At 41.2% G+C, this 23264-nt stretch carries 20 protein-coding genes and 2 tRNA genes; 1 reads left to right on the plus strand and 21 read right to left on the minus strand.

All coding sequences use genetic code 11. The features are described 5' to 3' along the window. Positions 1 to 186: 186 nt before the first annotated feature. The 21 genes from lonB to N8M93_RS15040 form a co-directional block, all read right to left on the minus strand. Positions 187 to 1854, minus strand: coding sequence for an ATP-dependent protease LonB (gene lonB, locus N8M93_RS14940; RefSeq protein WP_261133142.1), 1668 nt, complete (start codon positions 1852 to 1854; stop codon positions 187 to 189). A 210-nt stretch (positions 1855 to 2064) separates the two neighbouring features. Next, complete coding sequence (gene clpX / locus N8M93_RS14945) at positions 2065 to 3339, minus strand: ATP-dependent protease ATP-binding subunit ClpX (RefSeq protein ID WP_221566317.1); 1275 nt, start codon at positions 3337 to 3339, stop codon at positions 2065 to 2067. 360 nt (positions 3340 to 3699) lie between these two features. Next, on the minus strand, positions 3700 to 4995 hold the full coding sequence (gene tig / locus N8M93_RS14950; RefSeq protein WP_261133145.1) for a trigger factor: 1296 nt from the start codon (positions 4993 to 4995) through the stop codon (positions 3700 to 3702). A 107-nt stretch (positions 4996 to 5102) separates the two neighbouring features. Further along, the gene (locus N8M93_RS14955) at positions 5103 to 6152 is read right to left on the minus strand and encodes a hypothetical protein (RefSeq protein ID WP_261133149.1); all 1050 of its coding nucleotides are present in this window, start codon (positions 6150 to 6152) and stop codon (positions 5103 to 5105) included. 315 nt (positions 6153 to 6467) lie between these two features. After that, positions 6468 to 6544 (minus strand) — tRNA-Arg (locus N8M93_RS14960). A 151-nt stretch (positions 6545 to 6695) separates the two neighbouring features. Then, positions 6696 to 6769 (minus strand) — tRNA-Gly (locus N8M93_RS14965). A gap of 81 nt (positions 6770 to 6850) precedes the next feature. After that, positions 6851 to 7366, minus strand: coding sequence for a metallophosphoesterase family protein (locus N8M93_RS14970; RefSeq protein WP_261133150.1), 516 nt, complete (start codon positions 7364 to 7366; stop codon positions 6851 to 6853). 22 nt (positions 7367 to 7388) lie between these two features. Continuing rightward, on the minus strand, positions 7389 to 7982 hold the full coding sequence (locus N8M93_RS14975; RefSeq protein WP_261133151.1) for an XTP/dITP diphosphatase: 594 nt from the start codon (positions 7980 to 7982) through the stop codon (positions 7389 to 7391). Between the two features lie 9 nt (positions 7983 to 7991). Beyond that, positions 7992 to 8735, minus strand: coding sequence for a ribonuclease PH (gene rph / locus N8M93_RS14980; protein WP_261133152.1), 744 nt, complete (start codon positions 8733 to 8735; stop codon positions 7992 to 7994). Positions 8736 to 8937: 202 nt separating this feature from the next. Next, positions 8938 to 10023: a GerMN domain-containing protein gene (locus tag N8M93_RS14985; RefSeq protein WP_261133154.1), complete on the minus strand. Its 1086-nt coding sequence runs from the start codon at positions 10021 to 10023 to the stop codon at positions 8938 to 8940. Positions 10024 to 10226: 203 nt separating this feature from the next. After that, positions 10227 to 11021 (minus strand): glutamate racemase, encoded by a 795-nt coding sequence (gene racE / locus N8M93_RS14990; protein ID WP_261133156.1) that lies wholly within the window; start codon positions 11019 to 11021, stop codon positions 10227 to 10229. A gap of 27 nt (positions 11022 to 11048) precedes the next feature. Continuing rightward, a complete protein-coding gene (locus N8M93_RS14995) occupies positions 11049 to 11465 on the minus strand; it encodes a MarR family winged helix-turn-helix transcriptional regulator (protein WP_261133314.1) in 417 nt (138 codons plus the stop codon). A gap of 288 nt (positions 11466 to 11753) precedes the next feature. Next, complete coding sequence (ptsP, locus tag N8M93_RS15000) at positions 11754 to 13472, minus strand: phosphoenolpyruvate--protein phosphotransferase (RefSeq protein ID WP_261133157.1); 1719 nt, start codon at positions 13470 to 13472, stop codon at positions 11754 to 11756. Further along, on the minus strand, positions 13472 to 13738 hold the full coding sequence (locus N8M93_RS15005; RefSeq protein WP_261133158.1) for a phosphocarrier protein HPr: 267 nt from the start codon (positions 13736 to 13738) through the stop codon (positions 13472 to 13474). The genes ptsP and N8M93_RS15005 overlap by 1 nt, the downstream gene beginning before the upstream one ends. Before the next feature lie 15 nt (positions 13739 to 13753). Beyond that, positions 13754 to 15829: a glucose-specific PTS transporter subunit IIBC gene (gene ptsG / locus N8M93_RS15010; protein ID WP_261133160.1), complete on the minus strand. Its 2076-nt coding sequence runs from the start codon at positions 15827 to 15829 to the stop codon at positions 13754 to 13756. Positions 15830 to 16018: 189 nt separating this feature from the next. Beyond that, on the minus strand, positions 16019 to 16858 hold the full coding sequence (glcT, locus tag N8M93_RS15015; protein WP_261133161.1) for a glucose PTS transporter transcription antiterminator GlcT: 840 nt from the start codon (positions 16856 to 16858) through the stop codon (positions 16019 to 16021). Positions 16859 to 17509: 651 nt separating this feature from the next. Next, a complete protein-coding gene (locus N8M93_RS15020; protein WP_221566329.1) occupies positions 17510 to 17734 on the minus strand; it encodes a response regulator transcription factor in 225 nt (74 codons plus the stop codon). A 131-nt stretch (positions 17735 to 17865) separates the two neighbouring features. Continuing rightward, positions 17866 to 18321, minus strand: coding sequence for a thioesterase family protein (locus N8M93_RS15025; protein ID WP_261133163.1), 456 nt, complete (start codon positions 18319 to 18321; stop codon positions 17866 to 17868). A 358-nt stretch (positions 18322 to 18679) separates the two neighbouring features. Beyond that, the gene (gene sdhB / locus N8M93_RS15030; RefSeq protein ID WP_261133165.1) at positions 18680 to 19441 is read right to left on the minus strand and encodes a succinate dehydrogenase iron-sulfur subunit; all 762 of its coding nucleotides are present in this window, start codon (positions 19439 to 19441) and stop codon (positions 18680 to 18682) included. A 5-nt stretch (positions 19442 to 19446) separates the two neighbouring features. Then, positions 19447 to 21207 (minus strand): succinate dehydrogenase flavoprotein subunit, encoded by a 1761-nt coding sequence (sdhA, locus tag N8M93_RS15035; RefSeq protein WP_261133166.1) that lies wholly within the window; start codon positions 21205 to 21207, stop codon positions 19447 to 19449. Between the two features lie 13 nt (positions 21208 to 21220). Next, positions 21221 to 21871 (minus strand): succinate dehydrogenase cytochrome b558 subunit, encoded by a 651-nt coding sequence (locus N8M93_RS15040; protein ID WP_221566333.1) that lies wholly within the window; start codon positions 21869 to 21871, stop codon positions 21221 to 21223. An 845-nt stretch (positions 21872 to 22716) separates the two neighbouring features. Between N8M93_RS15040 and N8M93_RS15045 the strand changes: the two genes are divergently transcribed. Further along, positions 22717 to 23190 carry a YslB family protein gene (locus N8M93_RS15045; protein ID WP_261133167.1) on the plus strand — a complete coding sequence of 158 codons (474 nt, stop codon included), beginning with the start codon at positions 22717 to 22719 and terminating at the stop codon, positions 23188 to 23190. Positions 23191 to 23264 lie beyond the last annotated feature (74 nt).

Genomic DNA, 23264 nt, shown 5'->3' on the forward strand with positions numbered 1-23264 from the left:
TCCTGGAAATCTATAAACAGTGGAAAGATACGAGACTCCTGCAGGAAAAGGGACCCAAGCGATAGTACCCAACACTTTTAAAAGGATCTTCGAGTATGAAAATGAACTTCGACTGAATACCACCACGTCCTATGGTGAACGTCGATCCACGGCATTAACAATATAGTACAAAAAGAAACCCCCGCCTCAAACAACCTTTGGCGAGGACTCTTGCGTAGTGATACTATCGACTCTTTCTTTATGATATTTTTCCTTGAAGACGTGTTCAAAAACCTCTTCTAAGTGTTCGACGTATACAATTTCGACACCTTCGATTTGTTTAAGGATCGATTGTTGGTTTTCTTTTGGTACAAAGACAGTTTGGACACCTGCTTGACTTGCGGCTGAAACTTTTGCAAAGACACCGCCAACAGGTTTTACACTTCCGTGTATACTGATCTCACCCGTCATCGCTATTTGATTGTCCACTTTAATACCCTTGATCGCAGAATAAATAGCGGTTGCGATCGCTATACCTGCTGAAGGTCCATCGACTGGAGCACCACCTGGGAAATTGATATGGATATCATAGTTACTAGAAGGAACGCCCATTCTTCTAAGGACCGTCAACACATTTTCAACTGAACTTTTCGCCAGGCTTTTACGTCTTATCGATTTGGATTGGCTTCCGATGCTCTCCTCCTCGACGATACCTGTAATCATAATCGAGCCTTTTTCTTTTGATGGAATCACGGTCGCTTCAATTTCAAGAAGAGCACCAGTATTAGGGCCATAGACCGCTAATCCGTTGATATAGCCGACTCGAGGAACTGGATATATCTTGGATTCCATTCGAGGAGACAACTGACTTGAATGGAGGACCCATTCTATATCATTTTTTGTCAGATGGTTACGATCTTCAGTTATCGCCAGGCCTGCTGCGATCTGAACACTGTTTACAGCTTCGCGCCCATTCCGAGCATACTGGGAAAGTAAGGTCAAGGCACTTTCTTCAATTGTAAAATGGATTTTCTCAACTGCTCTCTTTGCAATGCGGATGATATCATTGGCAGTAAGCTCTTTGAAAAAGATTTCAAGACACCTTGATCGGATAGCAGGCGGAATTTCATCAGGAGTCCGTGTCGTTGCACCAATCAAGCGAAAATCAGCCGGTAATCCATTTTGAAAAATATCATGGATATGCTGGGGAATCTGGTTGTTCTCTTCACTGTAATAAGCACTTTCTAAAAAAACTTTACGATCTTCTAATACCTTAAGAAGCTTGTTCATTTGGATCGGATGCAGTTCTCCGATTTCGTCGATGAAGAGTACTCCGCCATGCGCATTCGTGACTGCCCCTTGCTTCGGTTGTGGAATACCAGCTTGCCCCATCGCTCCCGCGCCCTGGTAGATCGGGTCATGGACAGAACCGATCAGCGGGTCGGCAATTCCACGCTCATCAAAACGTGCTGTAGTTGCATCCAACTCTACAAAAACAGCATTGGGTTTGAAAGGGGATCGGGCATTTTTCTTTGCTTCCTCTAATACAATTCTTGCAGCAGCAGTCTTCCCGACTCCTGGTGGCCCATAGATGATGACGTGCTGGGGGTTAGGACCACATAACGCCGCTTTTAAAGCCCGGATTCCTTCAGCCTGGCCTATAATTTCATCAAAGCGGGATGGTCTCACTTTTTCAGATAATGGCTCGCTTAACGAGATACTTCTCAATCTTCGAAGCTGATCCATTTCCTTTCGTGATTCTTTATCTATCGAGACTTTTTGAGTCCGTTGATTTCGTAGTAAATTCCAAAAGTAGAGACCGATGATGACGCCAAAGAACAGCTGGATGATCAATGCTATTCCTGTCCAACTCATGCCTTCCCCTCCTATATGTATGTGTTTTCGTATCAATTAGTATCTCCGAGCATGTGTTGGACTAAACGTTATTTTCTGAATTGGATGAAGGAATTTACTTTAAATTAAGCTGCTATTTCGTTCATTTGAATAGTTAAAGGATACAAGGATGCTTATTTTTTGACAGAAAAAAACACTCTGCTCGAGGCAGAGTGTTTGATCAATCACTCATTATGCACTTTCTTTAGGTTTCTTTTTTTCATCGATAACAGTACCATCTTCAAGAACAAGCTGCGGCGGTACTTTATCTGTAACAGTTTCTGCGGTAATGACACACTTGTTGATATCTTCACGTGATGGAAGATCGAACATTACATCAAGCATGATACCTTCAATGATGGAACGCAGACCACGTGCTCCGGTTTTACGTTCAATAGCTTGCTTCGCGATTTCGCTAAGGGCATCATCAGTGAACTCAAGCTCGACATCATCCAGCTGCAACAACTTCTTGTATTGTTTTACAAGTGCGTTCTTCGGTTTAGTCAGGATTTCAACCAATGCTTCTTCATCTAGCGGCGTCAAGCTGGATGTAACAGGCAGACGACCGATGAATTCAGGTATAAGCCCGAATCGAAGCAAGTCTTCAGGTAATACTTTTGATAAGTATTCACCTTGTTTAAGTTCAGCTTTTTCGGAAGTCTCAGTCCCGAATCCGATGACTTTCTTACCGAGACGACGTTTAACAATCTGTTCGATTCCATCAAATGCTCCACCACAAATGAACAGGATATTCGTGGTATCGATTTGGATGAATTCTTGATGAGGATGCTTACGTCCACCTTGAGGAGGCACACTTGCAACAGTTCCTTCAAGGATTTTAAGTAAAGCTTGTTGTACACCTTCACCAGATACATCACGTGTGATCGATGGATTTTCAGACTTACGTGCAATCTTGTCGATTTCATCGATGTAAATGATACCGCGCTCTGCTTTTTCAACATCATAGTCTGCAGACTGGATCAATTTGAGCAAGATATTTTCCACATCTTCCCCTACGTAACCAGCTTCAGTTAAAGATGTAGCATCAGCAATTGCGAACGGTACATTCAAGATACGCGCTAATGTTTGAGCCAGTAATGTTTTACCGCTACCGGTCGGTCCGATCATTGCTATATTACTTTTTGCCAGCTCAACATCATCTGATTTTTTAGATGCGTTGATACGTTTGTAATGGTTATAAACCGCTACGGACAGCGATTTTTTCGCTTGGTCCTGACCGATTACATAATCATCAAGGATTTTCCGGATTTCTTGTGGTTTCGGAACATCTTTAAACTCAACATCTTCTTCCGTTCCAAGTTCCTCTTCTACGATTTCTGTACACAATTCGATACATTCATCACAAATATAGACACCTGGTCCGGCAACCAGTTTACGTACTTGATCTTGTGTCTTACCACAAAAAGAACATTTCAATTGCCCTTTTTCTTCATTAAATTTAAACATTGAATCACCCCTAAGAATGGTTTGGATGAGTTGTTACTTTTAGTTATTTGTCATAGTGTGTATTTTACACATTGAAAGATTTCCAATATGTTTTGAGAGTAACAAATCTGTCTTTGGAATCCATTATTGTTATGTATTTGATTTTATCACGAAGAGCCGTAAAACAAAAATAATAACGCTTTGTTATGTAAAATTCAATTGGTGATATGTATCAGTATAGTCATAAAACAGCAGGACGATTCCTAAATAAAAAATATATTTTCGTCACTCACACACAATGATATTCGAGGCTGAAAAGAGCCATTTTTGTATAAAACAAGGCACGAAAATTCGCGCCTTGTTTTAATATCTTACTTTATATTATGCAACAGTCTTGCTATTCTCTACAAGAAAATCGATTGCTTTACGAACTTTCAAATCACCCTTCAACAAGTCCGGGCCACCTTGCATAGCTAACATTTGCTTCATCTTTTCAACTTCCATTTGGTACATTTCAGCCATCTTCTTGATTTCTTCTTCAACTTCTTCATCAGAAATTTCGATGTTTTCAGCTTCAGCGATCGCTTCAAGAGTCAAGTTTGTACGAACACGCTTTTCCGCGTCTTCTTTCATTTGTTCTTTCAATTGATCTTCAGAAGTTCCTGAGAACTGATAGTACATATCAAGGTTCATACCTTGCATTTGTAGACGTTGGTCGAATTCCTTCATCATACGGTCAAGTTCAGCATTCACCATTGCTTCAGGCACATCGATTTCTGCGTTATCAGACGCTTTTTGAACAAGTTGATCTTTCATTTCATTTTCAGCTTGAGTTGTTTTATCATTTTGAAGACGCTCTTTGATTTGGGTTTTCAACTCATCAAGAGTTTCAACTTCTTCATTAGCATCCTTAGCGAATTCATCGTCAAGCTCAGGAAGTTCCAGCTGCTTGATTTCATGAATTTTCACTTTGAATGTTGCTGCTTTTCCAGCAAGCTCTTCAGCATGGTATTCTTCAGGGAATGTTACTTCAACATCCTTTTCAGCTCCAGCTTCTTCACCTTCCAGTTGCTCTTCGAATCCTGGGATGAATGATCCAGAACCGATTTCAAGGGAATAATTCTCAGCTGTTCCGCCTTCGAATGCCTCACCATCAACATATCCTGCAAAATCGATGACGACAGTATCGCCTTTTTCGACTTTCCCATCTTCTTTAACTGTCAGTTCAGCATTCTTCTTTTGAAGAGCTGTCAATTCTTCTTGTACATCTTCATCTGTCACTTCTGTGTCCTGCTTTTCAACTTCAAGGCCTTTGTACTCGCCAAGTTTAACTTCAGGTTTTACAGTAACAGTCGCTTTGAAAACAAGGTTTTTACCTTTTTCCATTTGCTCGATGTCAACATCAGGTTGGTCAACAGGGTCGATTCCTGTTTCTTCTACTGCTTGGCTGTATGCGCTAGGAAGCAGGATATCTAGAGCGTCCTGATAAAGTGCTTCTACTCCGAAACGCTTTTCAAACATTGAACGTGGTACTTTCCCCTTACGGAAGCCTGGTACGTTCACCTTTTTAACGACTTTTTTGAACGCTTGATCCAATGCTTCATTTACACGTTCAGCATCGACATCAATGGTCAATACACCTTGATTACCTTCTTGCTTTTCCCATTTTGCACTCATGACTATAATTCCCTCCAACATTTATCTTCTTATAACTTCATTAACGTACGAATGAGTTTGCAACCACTACATTATAACACATGAACATTGGTTTTCAACTAGTTCAGCTAGTCATCCTGCAGACCGACTTCTTTCATTGATAGACGTTCGATTTCCAAGATCTTTTCAACAACATCATTAAGTAACTCTTCATCCAATGAAAAGGCAACTTGCAGTTCGTCTCCATCATAATCCATACCATTCAACCTGTGTGCAACCTCAAGAACCGCCACTGCCCATAATTGTTCATTGAGAGGTTCGGGCTGAAACGGATAGATCATGAACAAGTAATGATCCCAAATTTGCACGGCCATTTCTAGCAAAGTCGGGTTCTGTTGCTCAAGTTGATGCTCAATAATCGTCTTTACGAGTCGGTAAAACTGTCCTTCCGGTATATCATGTAGTTGATCAGGACTAACACTCATCGTCTTGCCAAATTTATGTATACGGATTGATTCTGATGCGTCACCATCTTTCAACATCTGTAATACAATGGTCTTCAACGATGGATTGGCATCGGGATATGTAAGAAAATTCTTCAACTCGCGGCGTACAGCCGGTTGATCTGGCTTTTCTATGGATTGGACAGCTTGCCATTGTTTTTTCGAGTCCGAAGACTTTAATTGGTCTGAGAGATGCTCAAGTTCCTGATCGGAAAATTTCGTTTCAAAAACAAAGTCCTCACTCGGTTCTTCCTCTGCCATTTTGCGGCTGAAATATAAGAGTTGGTAGAAATTTTCGGCCATTTGCGGTGGCAAGCTTTGTTCTTGTATGACAGCTTCGAGGATTTCCACTACTTCTTCATAATCACCTAATTGGATGAGGATCGATATGTAAATTTGAAGGACATCATAGTACTCTCCGATGTCTTTTTTAAGAATCTCGTCACATTTTTCCTTTGCTTCCCTTAGGTCACCTAACTCAACCAGGCTCAAGACCACTCCAACGTTGCCTTGTGGGTGATCAGGTTCCATTTCGATCAACTGCCGGAAAAAATTCAGTGATTCTTTGTATTTCTTTTGTTTAAGGGCTGACATTCCCTTATTCACAAGCTTTGCAGTAAGGTTTGGGAAGTAAACGATTTTACTGTCACGCGGCCCTTTATGGTCTTTTTCCAAAACAATCTCCCCGCTTTTTATCAATCGTTTAAAGCAAGTTTAGCAGTTTAACTTCCTAAAAACAAATGTTTACATATTAATTCTATATTACAGCTGTCTTTACTGTTTTATTCAATAGGGTTCCGATTTAGGGGTTTTCATATGTAGCATTTATGGGGCAGTTTAATCCTGCTTTTTTGTGCTCGAAGTATCTTATGAACTGTTCATACAGACATTCAGCACAGTATTTCACGCTAAAGTGGTCATATATATTTCATAGTATAAAAAAACGCTCCCAAGCTTTTATGCAAAGGAAACGTTAGTATGTATTAAGTATGGCGTCCCAGGAGCGATTCGAACGCCCGACCGACAGCTTAGAAGGCTGTTGCTCTATCCTGCTGAGCTACTGGGACATAATATCAAGAAGCCTATTCATTTTTTACAACCATCCTGTCCCTTTCTCTACAAGTTAATTCTTGATGGTGATGCGTCGGGACAACTCGTTGACTATTCACCGTGGTATCGCTCGTTGCTGAGCTACTGGGACATAATTCAAGGTGTAAATGGAGCGGGTGATGGGAATCGAACCCACGACCAGAGCTTGGAAGGCTCTTGTTTTACCACTAAACTACACCCGCATCAATCAGCGACAATAATTAATATATCGAATTCTGACTGAAATGTCAATGGTTTTCTTTATGGTCGTGCGTCCATTTCCACTAAAGTTCATATTCTGTTGATAAATCAGTCAATTCCTCTCCATCATATTCAAAGAATCGTACTCTGATATGACTGTTGTCTTTGCACTCGCAGATTGCATAAGTCCGTTCACGTCGATTTCTTGGTAAGCGAAGACTGCCTGGATTCACAAAAACCATGCCATTTTGCTCGAATGATTCTGGAACATGGGAGTGGCCGAAGAACACTAGATCCGCTCCTTGTTCCTCAGCTTTATAAGCCAAATTCATATAAGACATTTTTACATTGTATAAATGGCCATGGGTAACGAATAACCGAAATCCTTGTTCTTCAATAAGGGTTTCATTGGGAAAATCATCATGCCCTAAATCCATATTCCCCTGGACATTGTTGAAAGGTTTCAGCCTCTCATCGTCTGACGGCAGTTCAGAGTCTCCACAATGAACCATCACATCAACCTGGTTTTTATGCAGGTCGACAACTTCTTTCAGTTCTTTGGTAAGACCATGGCTATCACTTACGAGCAGAACGTTCATGTCAGGTCCTCCTTTTATGATTTCAAAAGATTTCAGACCAAGCGTTTCGTAATTCATGCAGCGCATTTGCACGGTGACTGATTTTGTTCTTTTCCTCAGAGATCATTTCAGCTAATGTCTTTTCTTTTGAAGGAACATAGAAGATTGGATCATAACCGAATCCATTCGTGCCTCTTCTCTCGTTCAGAATAAGCCCTTCACATTTTCCTTCGACACTACTCGTTTCTTTCCCCGGTTGGGCTACTGCTAAAACACATACGAATCGGGCGGTACGTTGTTTTTCCGGTACAGGAACCAATTCGGCGAGTACTTTTTCTATATTAGCCTCATCATTCTTTTCTTCACCTGCATATCGTGCCGAAAAGATTCCGGGCCGTCCGTCGAGTGCGTCAATGACCAACCCGGAGTCATCCGCAATGACTGGCATATGAAGTTTTTTTGCGATTGTTTCTGCTTTGATGCTTGCGTTCTCTTTAAAACTGGACCCCGTCTCCTCTATCTCTTCATGAAAATCCAAATTTCTCAGAGAAATTACACTTATCCCGAACTCTTCGAACATTTTGCGGAATTCCTTGACCTTCCCCTCGTTATGGGAAGCAATGATAATTTTATCCATTTCAATCACCTACTTATCTCCGATCAAAAGATGGGCATCCCCTAATGCATTCTTTTGGTGTACGATGAGTTCTGTAATTCCTTTATCCGCTAACTCAAGCATCGTTTGTAACTGATTATAGGAGAAGGTGGCCTCTTCACCTGTACCTTGGAGCTCTACAAATTCTTTTCCACCAGTCATGATTACATTCATATCCACATGTGCTTTTGAGTCCTCTTCATAGCAGAGGTCCAAAATTTCCCCGGTTTCTGGTACTACCCCAACAGATGTAGCTGCTAAAAATTCTTTTATCGGCATCTTTTTTATGACTTCCTGCTCAATAAGTTTGTTGAACGCCATCGTCATAGCAACAAATGCTCCAGTGATACTTGCTGTACGCGTTCCACCATCGGCTTGGATCACGTCACAATCAATCCAACATGTACGCTCCCCTATTTTTTCAAGGTCAACAACCGATCGTAGTGCACGGCCAATCAATCGTTGAATTTCCATCGTCCGTCCTGAGACTTTCCCTTTACTTGATTCACGGATATTCCGTTGCTCTGTGGCCCGAGGCAACATTGAATATTCTGCTGCAATCCAGCCTTTCCCTTGATTTCTCATAAATGGGGGTACACGATCCTCGATACTCGCTGTACAGATGACCTTCGTATCCCCTACAGAAATCAATACAGAACCTTCTGGGTGTTTAATATAATTCGTTTCGATATGTATTTTCCGTAACTGATCATTCATTCTTCCATCTGTTCTCATTGGTTATTCCTCCTCTTTACATCACACTATCGATTAGTATGACCAAGTCAAACAACAAAGTATGCTTTTGGCCATTTTACACACAAATAAAGAAAACTTGGCAAAACCAAGCCATAGGCTACTTTCTTTAAGTATAAGAAAAAGGCGGCTGAACACCGCCTTTACTCTTTCTATCGTAACATAATTACCTGATCTATTCATTTTAAAATTCTACAGTGTTTACATTGACGGGGCGTGACACAGGTTCTGTCAACAGTTTTCCATCCTCACGAACCACTTCACTTTTGCCATTTACTTTTATTTGTACCTTGTCAACTCCTGTAATTTCGGTCAACGACAATACGAGTGAGTTAAGCGTCGCATCAGATATTGCGGTATTCTTTGCTTCACCTAAAATTGCTTCATTGAAATTGAGTGTTATGACACCATCTTCTTCAACTGGAGCACTGACAAGTTCAACTTCATTCCTCATATCCGTCAACAGCCCGGATTGAAGGGATGGACCGCTTAACAATTCATCCACAGTCGCTTTAACGAGACTTTCATTAGAATTTACCTTTCGTGTTACCGGAACGTAATAGAATTGATCGTCGCCATTTTGACCAATGAAATAAACGGTTACAGTCTCACTACCTGTGACATCGACAACCCCATTAGTTTCGATGTTGATTCCATCTGCACGCGTCATGTTCTCACCGATGGGGGTTTGATTGACCGGCATGACTTTCTGGTCTTCACCATTGATTTTGATTTTTACTGCGTGGACATTATCAAACTGGGTAAGCGTATACGTCAATGATTGTAAGATTTTCATTTCATCTTCTGCTGCGTATTCCTTGAAGTCTTCCGAGAAATCGATTGTTGCAGTCCCCTGATCGATGTTCAACCCTAATACCTCAGTGCCTGCAGGTAAAACAGCTCTCATGCCATTCGGGATGGAGTTGGACGCTTTTCCGTCTTTCACTAAGTATTCCACCACTTGTTTAGCAGGGTCTTCCTCGATCGGCATGTTCATCGTCTGTGGAACGACCAGTCCTTTTTCATCGATCAAGTATACTTGCAATTGATGTGATTCTGTGGCACCTGCTGGCGCATCCTTCCCATCAGCCAATGCATCTGTGTCTTTATCGGCATCCTCTAAAGACTCACCGTCATTCAGATAATTGACCTCCTGGGGCGGATCGATTTCATTATTTGTTTTTTCTGTTAACAAGCCACATCCAGACATTAGCAGCAATAGACCTGTTAAAAGAGAAACAAAGACCATTCTCCTCTGCTTCTTCCTCATTCCATTCCCTCCTACAATGGTTTGTACTACTATATATACGAGCCATCTGTCCAATTAGACCATCGTTCTATAATTTTAGGAAATGAAAGGTAAAGATGCATTAGATAGCTTTTTTAATGAGGAATTAAGGTTAATCCCTGTGCCCGTTAAGGTAAGAACCGAGTGTTGAAATAAGAAAAGTGGCACAGTTATGCTGTGCCACTCTATAATTCGATATGCTCTATGTGTTTTACACTTTGATCAAACCACTCACTGCTCAATCGGTTAAAAATTTGACTCGAACCTGTTGTAAAAAAGCGATGCTCAGGAAGACCGCTGCCTGAGTATAGGCGGTTGCTATAATACAGGATTGTACTCACTTCCCTGGCTGTCTCTGCTCCAGAAGAAATGATCTGAACATTGGTTCCCAGCACTTTTTTTATGATAGGGGCCAGGATCGGATAATGGGTACAACCGAGAATCAAAGTATCAATCGGTAAATCGCTTAAAGGTGCAAGTCTTTCATAAACCACTTGTAAGGTTTCTCGGGTATCGATCATACCACTCTCAACCAATGGCACGAATTCCGGACATGCAAGACTATGCACATTGACCTTACTATCAATGTTTTGCAACGCTTTTACATAAGCTCGACTGTTGATCGTTCCTTCAGTACCGATAACACCTATTTCACGATTCAACGTATTTTTAATAGCTGCTCTCGCTCCAGGATGGATGACCCCGACAACAGGGATCGGCAGTTTATGCTGAGCTTCTTCCAATACAGCCGCTGTTGCGGTATTACAGGCAATCACGAGTAATTTAATATCTCGTTCCAAAAAATAATGAATCATTTTCCACGTATAGGTTCGGACTTCTTCCAAAGGACGAGGGCCATATGGGCACCGTAATGTATCACCAAGATAATAGATCCGTTCTTTGGGCAGCTGCCTCATCACTTCGCGGGCTACAGTCATCCCCCCGACACCAGAATCAATTATTCCTATAGGATTATTCAAATAAACCCCTCTTTTTCTCTGTTAAGTCTAGTTGGTAGTTTGAGAATTCATTTTGTCATATAGGAGATGAAGGCTTTGATGAAGGCTTTCGATTTCGTCATCAGAAAAATGCTCCGTCAAATCTTTAAGATAATTCTGTCTCCGTTTAATGACCTCTTCTATTATTTCGTATCCTTTATCAAGTTTCTGTATGCGGACGACACGACGATCTTTCGGATCACGTATCCTTTTAACTAGCCCGTTATTTTCCATTCGATCAATCAGATCGGTAGTCGTGCTATATGCAAGATACATCTTGTTTGAAAGATCTCCGATTGTCATTTCATTTTGTTCAAATAACCATTGTAATGCTACAAATTGAGGTGGTGTAATAGAGAAATCATTCAATATTTCCCTGCCCTTTTGTTTTATATGTGCTGAAATCATTCTTAGTGCTTTTTCCATATCATTGATTTTCTCTTGTTTTACTTGCTCCAAATACGTAACCTCCTGACACAGACTGTTAGTTCTATTTTGCGTTGTTTAGTGGTTTTTTTCAACAACATTTCCCAATAATCAGAAATATTTTGTTCTTAAAGGTATTTCCAGGGTCTGTTTTTTTGATGGAGTGTCGAATAGAAAGCCCGTAATCAGACTTTTATGGCAAAAATCAAAAATAAAGTATTAAAAAGCCAATCCTAAAAACAAATGACCCAAGAGGTGATCTTATCCTCGCGGGTCATCTAATTGCTGTTATTTCAAGAAATGCTGTTGTACATATTGTTTCACTGATTCGTCTGTATCAAGCTGGAGGACATCATCCATATGAGTGGCGACTTCCTCTTTGCTCAATTTCAGAATCTGACTGCGACCAGGGAGGATAGATGTGGCACTCATGCTGAACTCATCAAGTCCCAAACCAAGCAGGATAGGAATCGCAATTTCATCTCCGGCCATTTCTCCACACATACCGGCCCATTTACCGTTTCTATGCGCAGCATCGATTACATTTTTAACAAGTCTTAAGATTGCTGGATTATACGGTTGATATAAATAAGAAACTTGTTCATTCATTCGGTCAGCCGCTAACGTATATTGGATCAGGTCATTAGTCCCGATACTGAAGAAATCGACTTCTTTGGCGAATACGTCCGCCATGACTGCGGTAGAGGGAATCTCAACCATCATCCCGATTTCGATCGAATCGGAAACTTCAACACCGTCTTGTTCAAGCTTTTCTTTTTCCTCTAGAAGGATTGTCTTCGCCTGACGGAATTCATCAAGTGTCGCAATCATCGGGAACATCACTTTCAAGTTCCCATAAGCACTTGCTCGCAACAATGCTTTCAGTTGTGTTCTAAAAATCGTTTGTTGATCAAGACAGAGTCGGATCGCACGATATCCTAAGAACGGATTTAATTCCTTCGGGAGATTCAGATAAGGTAGTTCCTTATCGCCTCCCACATCCAATGTACGGATGACGACAGGCTTCCCTTCCATTTTAGAAAGAACATCCTTATATGCCTGGAATTGTTCTTCTTCCGTCGGTAATTGATCACGGTTCATGTATAGGAATTCAGTACGGTATAATCCGATTCCTTCTGCTCCATTATTCAATACCCCTGTAAGATCTTTCGGGGTACCGATGTTCGCAGCCAGTTCGACGTGTTGACCATCAGCTGATATGGTCGATTCATTGACCAACTTAGCCCATTCCTTCTTCTGTTCTTCATAACGAGCACGCTTTTGCTCGTACTCAATTTTCTCGTCCTCTGACGGGTCAATGATGACGACTCCATCAATACCATCAATTATGACAGTCGTGCCGTTTTCAACAGATTCTGTGATTTCCTTAGTCCCAACGACAGATGGAATCTCCATGGAGCGGGCCATTATCGCTGAATGGGAAGTTCGTCCTCCAATATCTGTCGCAAAACCTTTGACGTAAGTTCTATTCAATTGAGCTGTATCTGAAGGTGTCAAGTCATCAGCGATGATGATCACTTCTTCAGTAATCATACTCGGTGTGTTGAATTCAACATCCATAAGATGGGCTAATACTCTTTTTCGAACGTCACGGATATCTGCCGCTCTTTCTTTCATATATTCATTGTCCATGTTTTCAAACATGGAAATGAACATACCTGAAACTTCATCTAAAGCACTTTCTGCATTGATTTTTTCGTCATTGATTTTACCAGTTACATTATCGATCAATTCAGGGTCTTGCAGGACAAGAAGATGGGCAGCAAATATTGCTGCCTTGTCTTCTCCCAGTTCTTTTTCAGCATGATCTTTGATGCCTTCAAGTTCTTTTTTGGATTGGTCGATTGCTCCCTTAAACCGCTCAACTTCTGCGGAAGGATTCTCGGTTGTGGTTTTTTCTACTTCCAATGCTGGATTTTCAAGTTTGAATACCTTAGCAACCGCAATGCCTGCAGATGCGCCAATTCCTGTAACGCGTTGGCTCATTACTCAGCTAATCCTTCTTGTTTCAGAACTTCAGTTAAAGCAGAAAGTGCATCATCCGCATCGTTACCGTTTGCTTTGATTGTAATTTCAGAACCTTGTTGAATTCCTAAAGACATAACACCCATGATCGATTTTAAGTTGACTGTTTTTTCTTTGTGCTCAAGTTCAATATCAGAGCTGAATTGTCCTGCCTTATTCACCAATGTTGTCGCAGGTCGTGCGTGTATTCCTGATTCACTTGTTACTGTAAACTTTTTTTCTGCCATGTTTCCTCTTCCTTTCTACTTTTCAATTGAAATGATGTCGTTTTCTTTTAGATCAACTGATCCAGACTTCTCTATCTTTACTTTTTCTCCTTCTTGGAGATTCGTAAACACAATTGGGGTAATGATGGATGAAGCATGCTTTGAAATGTAATCAAGATCAGCTTTCATCAGTGTCTGACCATGTTTGACCTCGTCTCCTTGCTCTACCATTATTTCGAAACCTTCCCCTTTTAAGTTGACGGTATCAATTCCAAAATGTATTAAAATTTCTCGTCCGCCAGCTGTTTCTAATCCAATAGCATGCTTCGTCGGAAATACATTGACCACTTTCCCATCAATTGGTGATACGACTGTTCCATCTTCTGGTTTAATCGCAAAACCATCTCCCATCATCTTTCCTGAGAAGACTTGGTCTGGAACTTCGGTGATTGGAAGGATTTCTCCCTTGATCGGTGATACAATCATTTCCTTCTCCTCCTCTAAATCGCTTTTCAAAGCATCAGGAGTAACATCTTCAATTTGTTCTTGAACTTCTTCATCTGTGTCAGTTTCGACCTTGCGTGGACGTTTACCTTTCATGATATCTTGCATTTGTGATTTGATTGAATCGGACTTCGGACCGAAAATCGCTTGAATATTGTTTCCTACTTCAAGTACTCCTGATGCACCTAATTTCTTCAATCTCGCTTTATCCACTTTCTTAACGTCATTGACAGATACACGAAGTCGAGTGATACAAGCATCTAAGTGTGATATGTTCTCTTGTCCGCCAAGTCCTTCTAAGATGTTATAAGGCAACTCGGAAGTGCTCGATTGAGTCGTGTCTTCATCCTCATCCTCAACATCCTCGCGGCCAGGAGTCATCAGATTGAATTTACGGATCGCAAATCTGAATCCGAAATAATAGATGACTGCGAACACAAGACCGACTGGGATTACAAGCCACCAGTTTGTTTGCGGATTGATGACTCCGAACAGGATGAAGTCGATGAGACCTCCTGAGAAAGTCATTCCGATTTTAACATCTAACAAATGCATTGTCATAAAGGATAGTCCAGCAAAAATCGTATGGATTCCAAATAATACTGGCGCTACGAACAAGAATGAAAACTCGATCGGTTCTGTTATACCCGTCAAGAATGATGTTAAGGCTGCTGAAGCCATTATACCAGCAACAACCTTTTTACGCTCAGCTCGTGCTTCATGATAAATCGCAAGAGCCGCTGCCGGTAACCCGAACATCATGAATGGGAATTTACCTGTCATGAATGTTCCGGCAGTCAAGTTTTGCACACCATCTTTAATTTGTTCGAAGAAGATCCGTTGGTCTCCTCGCACGAGATTACCCGCTTCGTTCGTATATGACCCGAATTCAAACCAGAACGGTGCATAAAAGATATGGTGCAGCCCGAATGGAATCAATGCACGTTCAATGACACCGAAAACAAATGCTGAGAATGTTAGATTTGCATGGACCATATTCTCAGAAAATGCATTCAAGCCATCCTGAACCGGCGGCCAGATGAATGTCAAAATGACACCGAGAACGACTGCACTTGCCGCTGTCGCAATTGGCACGAATCGCTTCCCTGCGAAAAATCCTAAGTAAGATGGTAAATCAATGTTATAAAACTTATTATACATGTAGGCAGCTACGATACCGAGTATGATCCCGCCAAAAACACCTGTTTGTAAAGTAGGGATACCTAATACTAGCGCAAATGCCGGATCGGCGTTTTCACCAGTTACATCAGCAATTTCAAGCCCCTGGATGACGCTCATCGTGGCATTCATGATCAAGAATCCGACAGTGGCAGCAAGTCCTGCTACACCGTCACCGCCCGCTAAACCTATGGCGACACCAACCGCAAAGAGTAATGCGAGGTTATCAAAAATGATCCCTCCGGCTCTTTCCATGACTGCGGCAATCATTTCGATCACGGCATTATCAAGAAAAGGTGCCATTTCCAATAAAGTCGGGTTTTGCAATGCATTACCAAACGCTAGTAAAAGACCTGCTGCTGGTAAAATTGCAACTGGTAGCATCAATGCTTTACCGACTTTTTGTAAAGTACCAAAAGCCTTTTGCATTTTTTCATACCTCCATTGTTATTATTGGTCACAATAGCTTAAGAATACGGTTACAGAATGAAAAAAAGACATGAGTAAAAAAGACCAAAATGCACCTAAGGTATATACTACCCCTATTTTGCGCATTTCAATAATCTTCTTTACTCATGCCTGATCGTATCAGTAACACGTAAAGTGTTTATTCTAATTCTATTGTGGTGAAAGCCTTTGCAAATGCATTGTTAAGTATACCGCTTCTGCATCTGAAACGTTCTTGCCGATCTTATGTTGCATGACTTTCATCAGCTTCCATGCAAGATTGTAGCATATAGGGTACTCTTCTTTCAACACTTTTGCTAGTTTATCCTGGTTACCAACTTGTTCCTCATGCTCGATACGATCGATTCCGTGTCTTAAATGTTGAATGAGCCTTAAATAATCAATACTCGAGCGATCAATTGATATATCCAATTGTTGTTCGATAATATGAATTAACGTGTTGATCAGTTGAGAGTAACTGTTCAACTTAGAAACGGACCGATTAGTGGCTGCACTGTGAAGGTGAAGCGCTATGAAACCAATTTCTCCTTCTGGAAGATGAACTCCTGTTTCTTCTTCTATCAAACTAACCACATCTTTAGCAACCGCGTATTCTTTCGGGTAAAGCAGCTCTGTTTCTTTTGAAAAAGGATTGACGATATCGATTCCTTGTTGGATCCGTTTGATGGCAAAAGCGATGTGATCCGTCAAAGCGATATGGATATGTTCATTGAACTTGACTCCTAATTGATTCTCACTGTAAAAAATCACTTCATTCATGACCAATATGAATGATTCATCGACCTGAGACAGTAATTGCTTATACTGGTGTTGTTCTTCGACATCATTCAAAATGTATAACTTGTCCACACTTGGACCATCAAGAATATCATCCTTTTTTTTAGAAAAACCGATTCCGTTGCCGATCAATACAACTTCTAGATGATTGGAATCACGTGCAATGACAACGTTATTGTTTAAAACTTTTAAAATTGTATACTGCCTATCCATGCACCGCCATCCTCTCATCATTTTACATCATAATCAAACGACAACATCATACCTAAACGCACACGCACCGTCAATAGTTATTATAACAGTCTTACTATTTTGTTCTAGTCCATTTAATGCCAGCTTTTTCTGAAACACAGCTTTAATTTTAAAAAGCAAAGGCTATTTTCGTAAACTTTGTTGCTTTTGCACTTAAAGAAAGTAAAAAATACTTTCTTCAGTATAAGGGCAACTAAGGCTCGACCTACAAAGCCGCCAAGTTTTCTTTAAAAGGCGTTGATTTCCGCTCCAGGATGCTCGCTTTCCGCGGGGCGTGCGGTGAGCCCACTCGTCGCCTTGCGATCCTTTTCAAGGAAGCATTTTGTGCTCCTGCGTCTACAAGAAAGTCCTGTCGAAGCGAGCTTCCTCGTCGCATGCCTTGCGAGGAGATTATTCAGGTAGTAGGAACGCTGATCCCGCAGGACAAGGAAAGCTTCGGCAGCGTTATATCGCACGAAGAAAATGCGATTTTCATTTTCGAGGAGTCTCGCACCTGGCTCTCCAATCAACTTGCACAAGGTGAGTTTTTAAAAATGACTCGATAACAACAATCTTTTAGAAAAGAGCCAAAGCAAAAAAAGAGCGGCTTTCATTTTTGAAAGCCGCAAACCTCTAAATTTCCAACTCGCCAAGCCGCAATAGCTCGACGACAGCCTGGGAGCGCCCCTTGACACCTAGCTTCTGCATCGTATTGGAAATGTGATTCCGAACAGTTTTTTCACTTATAAAAAGTTGTTCAGCAATCTCCCTGGTCGTCTTGTCTTGAACAAGAAGTTCGAATACTTCTCTCTCCCTTTTTGTAAGTAGAGGCTTCGGTCGGTAGTGTTTATCTTTCAATGAATTTCACCCCTCCTTGCATGGGCTAACGAGCTGCGTTTCATGCAGAAAAGATATTTAGTCAACATATCATATGAAGGGATGAAATTGGTCGTGACTTGACATATTCAAAAATAATTGAAAACAGAGGTTTATTTTTGCATATTCTTCATGCGATCAACCATACTAACAGTCCATTTTTCAGGAGCACCTTTATGTTTATCGATATGGACGATACGTCCCCGCCCTACCAAAACAGGGTTTTCTTCTGAATTCTCTGCTAAATAATGCAGATCGATCGAGGTAGTTCCAATATAGGCGATCTTCACAAAGATTTTCAGCGTTTCATCAAAAAGAACTTGTTCCAGGTAATTACATTGAAGATCCGCAACGACCGGGATTGTCTTGCTATCCGGTTTATTCCACTCTTGCATGAATCCAAGTTCCTTGAAAAGCCGGATTCGTGCATCCTCAAAATAAACAAATGGAATTGTATTATTCAAATGGTTGAATGGATCGACTTCAGAAAATCGGACCTCGACTGTCGTATAAAAGTGAAAACCTCTCCTCCAGCTCTCCCAATCCTGAATATAATCTATACCTTTCATATTTCCCTCCTTGCTGATGTATTTAAAGTATCTTGGTAATGCCAAGCCTTAGCGCAGGCTGAGCCTGGTTGCCCTTATATTGAGAGGGTGGGACAAATGAACTTTGTTCAATAGAAATTCCGAACAATTTGTCCGGGTTTTCTTTATTGAGCAATAAATGAAAGTTCCGCTTCGCCAACATCCTTCGCTTTTCGTCTTTCATTCTATCCATTATATTTTATTGTTCGTCTTCTCAGCTGGCAGTTATAGTTTTATCCAATTCTCTTTAAATGAAAAAATGAATACCTATTCATTTTTTCGTGATAAACGAGGACTGACTCTATTAGCCAGTCCTCATATCGTTTATCGTAAACAACGATTATTGTGCATCGGATCCAAAGAAATTTCGGAAAGATTGCAATGATGTATCACGGTTCAATGCGGCAATCGAAGTCGTCAAAGGAATTCCTTTCGGACATGATTGGACACAGTTCTGAGAGTTCCCGCAATTTGCGAGTCCTCCATCGCCCATTAGTGCATTCAGTCGTTCTGCTTTATTCATTTCTCCGGTCGGATGTGCGTTGAACAAACGAACTTGAGAAAGTGCAGCAGGACCGATGAACTCAGATTTATCATTGACATTCGGACATGCTTCTAAACAAACTCCACAGGTCATACATTTTGACAATTCGTATGACCATTGACGCTTGCTTTCCGGCATACGAGGTCCAGGTCCAAGATCGTATGTGCCATCGATCGGGATCCAAGCTTTCACTTTTTTCAACGCATCGAACATGCGGCTGCGGTCGACTTGAAGGTCACGTACTACCGGGAAGGTTGCCATCGGCTCTAGACGGATCGGCTGTTCCAATTGGTCAACCAGTGCCGTACAAGATTGACGCGGTTTTCCGTTGATCACCATAGAACAAGCTCCACATACTTCTTCAAGGCATCCCATTTCCCATGTCACTGGTGTCGTGTTTTCACCTTTACTATTCACAGGATTCCGGCGGATTTCCATTAAAGCCGAAATCACATTCATGTTCGCACGATAAGGGATCTCGAATTTTTCATCATAAGCTGCAGAATCAGGGTTATCCTGACGCTTGATAATAAATTGAATCATTTTTCCTTCAGCCATGATTATTATTTCTCTCCCTTCTTCTTAGAGTAGTCACGCTTACGTGGTTTGATGAGAGAAGTATCAACTTCTTCATATTCGAAGTCTGGACCATTCTTCTCTGGATTAAAGATTGCTTTGGTCGTCTTCAACCATTCTTCATCGTTACGGTCAGGGAAGTCAGGTTTATAATGAGCTCCACGGCTTTCGTTACGGTTCAATGCACCGAGAGTGACAACACGTGCTAATTGTAGCATGTGCCATAATTGACGCGTAAATGAAACACCCTGATTGCTCCACTTCGATGTATCATTGATGTTGATATCCTTGTAACGCTCCATCAACTCGACAATTTTATCGTCTGTTTCTTTCAACTTATCATTGTAACGGACAACGGTCACATTATCTGTCATCCATTCACCGAGCTCTTTATGAAGCTGATAGGCATTTTCCGTACCATCCATTTTCATGATCTGCTCAAGGTGATCGGTTTCTTTCTTAACTTGACGCTCGTAAATTTCCTCAGGTATATCCTCGATTGTCTTTTCAAGACCCATAACATATTCTGCAGCCTTAGGACCTGCAACCATACCACCGAAAATGGAGGATAGAAGCGAGTTAGCTCCTAAGCGGTTTGCACCATGCTGGGAATAATCACATTCACCTGCTGCAAAGAGACCAGGGATATTCGTCATTTGATCGAAATCAACCCACATACCACCCATTGAATAGTGGACCGCCGGGAAGATTTTCATTGGAACTTTGCGAGGGTCGTCACCCATGAACTTCTCATAGATTTCGATGATACCACCAAGTTTAATATCAAGTTCTTTAGGATCCTTGTGTGAAAGATCGAGGTAAACCATGTTCTCACCGTTGATTCCAAGCTTTTGTCGAACACAGACATCAAAGATTTCACGTGTTGCTATATCACGGGGTACCAGGTTCCCATATGCAGGATATTTTTCTTCAAGGAAGTACCAGGGTTTACCGTCTTTATATGTCCATACCCGTCCACCTTCACCACGAGCAGATTCACTCATTAGACGGAGTTTATCGTCTCCCGGAATCGCTGTAGGGTGAATTTGGATGAACTCACCATTGGCATAGTGAACACCTTGTTGATAAAGAGCTGAAGCTGCTGAACCAGTATTGATGACAGAGTTGGTCGACTTACCGAAAATCACACCAGGTCCGCCAGTAGCCATGATGACAGCATCAGCTTTGAAACTTTGGATTTCAGAAGTCTTCAAGTTTTGTGCAACGATTCCACGGCATATATTATCATCATCAAGAACCGCTGATTGGAAATCCCAACCTTCATATTTCGTTACAAGCCCTTGTACTTCGTATCGACGGACCTGCTCATCAAGCGCATATAGTAATTGCTGTCCTGTAGTAGCACCAGCAAATGCTGTACGATGGTGCTGTGTACCGCCGAAACGACGGAAATCCAATAATCCTTCAGGTGTACGGTTGAACATGACACCCATACGATCTAATAGATGGATGATACCAGGTGCGGCATCACACATTGCTTTTACAGGAGGTTGGTTTGCCAGAAAGTCCCCACCATAAACTGTGTCATCAAAATGTTCCCAAGGAGAGTCTCCCTCACCCTTAGTATTTACTGCTCCGTTTATTCCGCCTTGTGCACAAACGGAGTGAGAACGTTTAACAGGCACGAGTGAGAACAAGTCAACGTGTGTCCCTGCTTCAGCGGATTTGATAGCAGCCATCAAGCCGGCTAGTCCTCCACCTACAATTATGATATTACCTTTGCTCATCGTGACTCACTCCTTATAGAATTGGTAGGTTTGATGCAAAAGCAAACCATTCTGGATTTACAAATGCAAAAATGGATCGTATTCCAACGATTGAAACTGCAAAGAAAATTCCGATTGTTACATACGTTGCGATCTTTTGGGAACGTGGCGATTGGACAATTCCCCAGCTTACAAGGAAGGACCATAGTCCATTTGAGAAGTGAAAAATCGTTGAAATTACGCCAACAATATAAAATCCAATCATGAAAGGATTATCGAGAATCTCTTCCATCATTGAAAAGTTGACTTTCGCCCCAAATGCAGCTTGTACACGTGTTTCCCATACGTGCCAAGAAATGAAAATAAGCGTGATAATTCCCGTTACACGCTGCAACAGGAACATCCAGTTACGGAAGTACCCGTAGCGGCTTACGTTGTTACGAGCTTGGAACGTTATGTACAATCCGAAAACAGCATGGAAAATGATCGGTAAAAAGATGATGAAAATTTCAAGGAAATAACGGAATGGAAGTGTCTCCATAAAGTGTGCTGCAGCATCGAATGATTCACGACCTCTTGTCGCGAAGTGGTTTACTGTCAAGTGTTGAATCAGATATAAACCAATTGGTATAACACCAAGTAACGAATGTAGTCTTCTTAAAGCAAAATCTCTAGTGTCAGCCATATCTGTGCCCCCTTCTAAATAAGTGTTGCCGCTGCAAAATCAATACATTTTTGAATACCCGATCATACGTTCAGAAATACTGTTATCCGAAGACAAGCTCCGACAAGAATTGATAACATGTCTATTGTACTCCCATCATATAGGACCGTCAAGAAAACGAATACATCCGATTTTAGAAATATCTAGAAGGTGAAAACCTAATGCTGTTCACTTTGAATGTTCATTCAGAATATAGAAATTCGCTCCTTTTCCGTGGGTTTACGAAAGGCGGAAGCGAGAACAGATGCGCTTTAAAAGGTCACTGGAAAACTGACCAGAAGGCACGAACTAAACATAGTCTCACATTTAAGATGTAAGACAACGTGTTGCCGTTGCAAAAAGTTTAAGTGATCCAAGTTATTTGTCGATGGTCTAGACAGCTTTTATGTCTTAGCCTAATTCCGCTCGTTCATCCTTGAAACAAATTACCCCTACACATTAACGGATACTGGAAGCCTTATTTGACCAAAACAATAGGATAATACTACTCTAACGGACACCAGGACCCTATTCTGCAAATATCATAGAAATTCAGCTGCTTTTTTCACAAATAGCGGTTGTGGTGTCCGTTAAACTTCAGATACACTTCATTTTGATACAAATAACGGCTCTGGTGTCCGTTATCTGAATAACATGCTGCTTGAACTTACCTGCCACGTTTAGTTTTCCCAAAATAGACGACTTCATTATCTAGATCATCCATTATATCAATTTAGCCCATTACCGTGAAAGTTAAAGTCGCCCTTTGTCATTCATCTTAAAGATAGTATAATAAAATAATATGAGTGAAGGAGAGGGGAATACATATGAAAAAAGACAATGATGTCCTTCCAGAACCGACGAACGAAACAGAGGGTTACTTATTCGGGTATGAATTGATGAGGGATGTACTGTTGCCTGAATTATTAGGTAAAGAAGATCATAGTCTACTATACTGGGCTGGGCGGACACTTGCACGCAAATATCCTATGGATACTACTGAGGAACTGATACAATTTTTTGCTGCAGCCAACTTTGGAGAACTTCAATTAAAAGAAGAAACTTCCAAAACGATCACTTTCGAGTTAAGCTCTGATCGGATCTCCGAATTGTTGAGAAAACGAATGCACGAAGGATTCCAACTTGAAGCAGGTTTCTTAGCCGAGCATATCCAACGGCAAAAAGATAGAGTCACTGAATCTTTTGAAGAGATTAAAAGAGGTAAAGAAGACAAAATCATTTTCACTGTACAATGGGATCGTAAAGATGAAATCTCAGACACGAATATGTCTGAAGTTTAGTTGAATAAAAGACGATACATATAAATGAGGCTGTCCTATAAGTGTCTGAGTCTCTCCGTACTTATCGACATTTT

Origin of the sequence: Bacillus sp. Marseille-Q3570, from assembly GCF_946151055.1 — a bacterium.
GTDB lineage: Bacteria > Bacillota > Bacilli > Bacillales > Fictibacillaceae > Pseudalkalibacillus.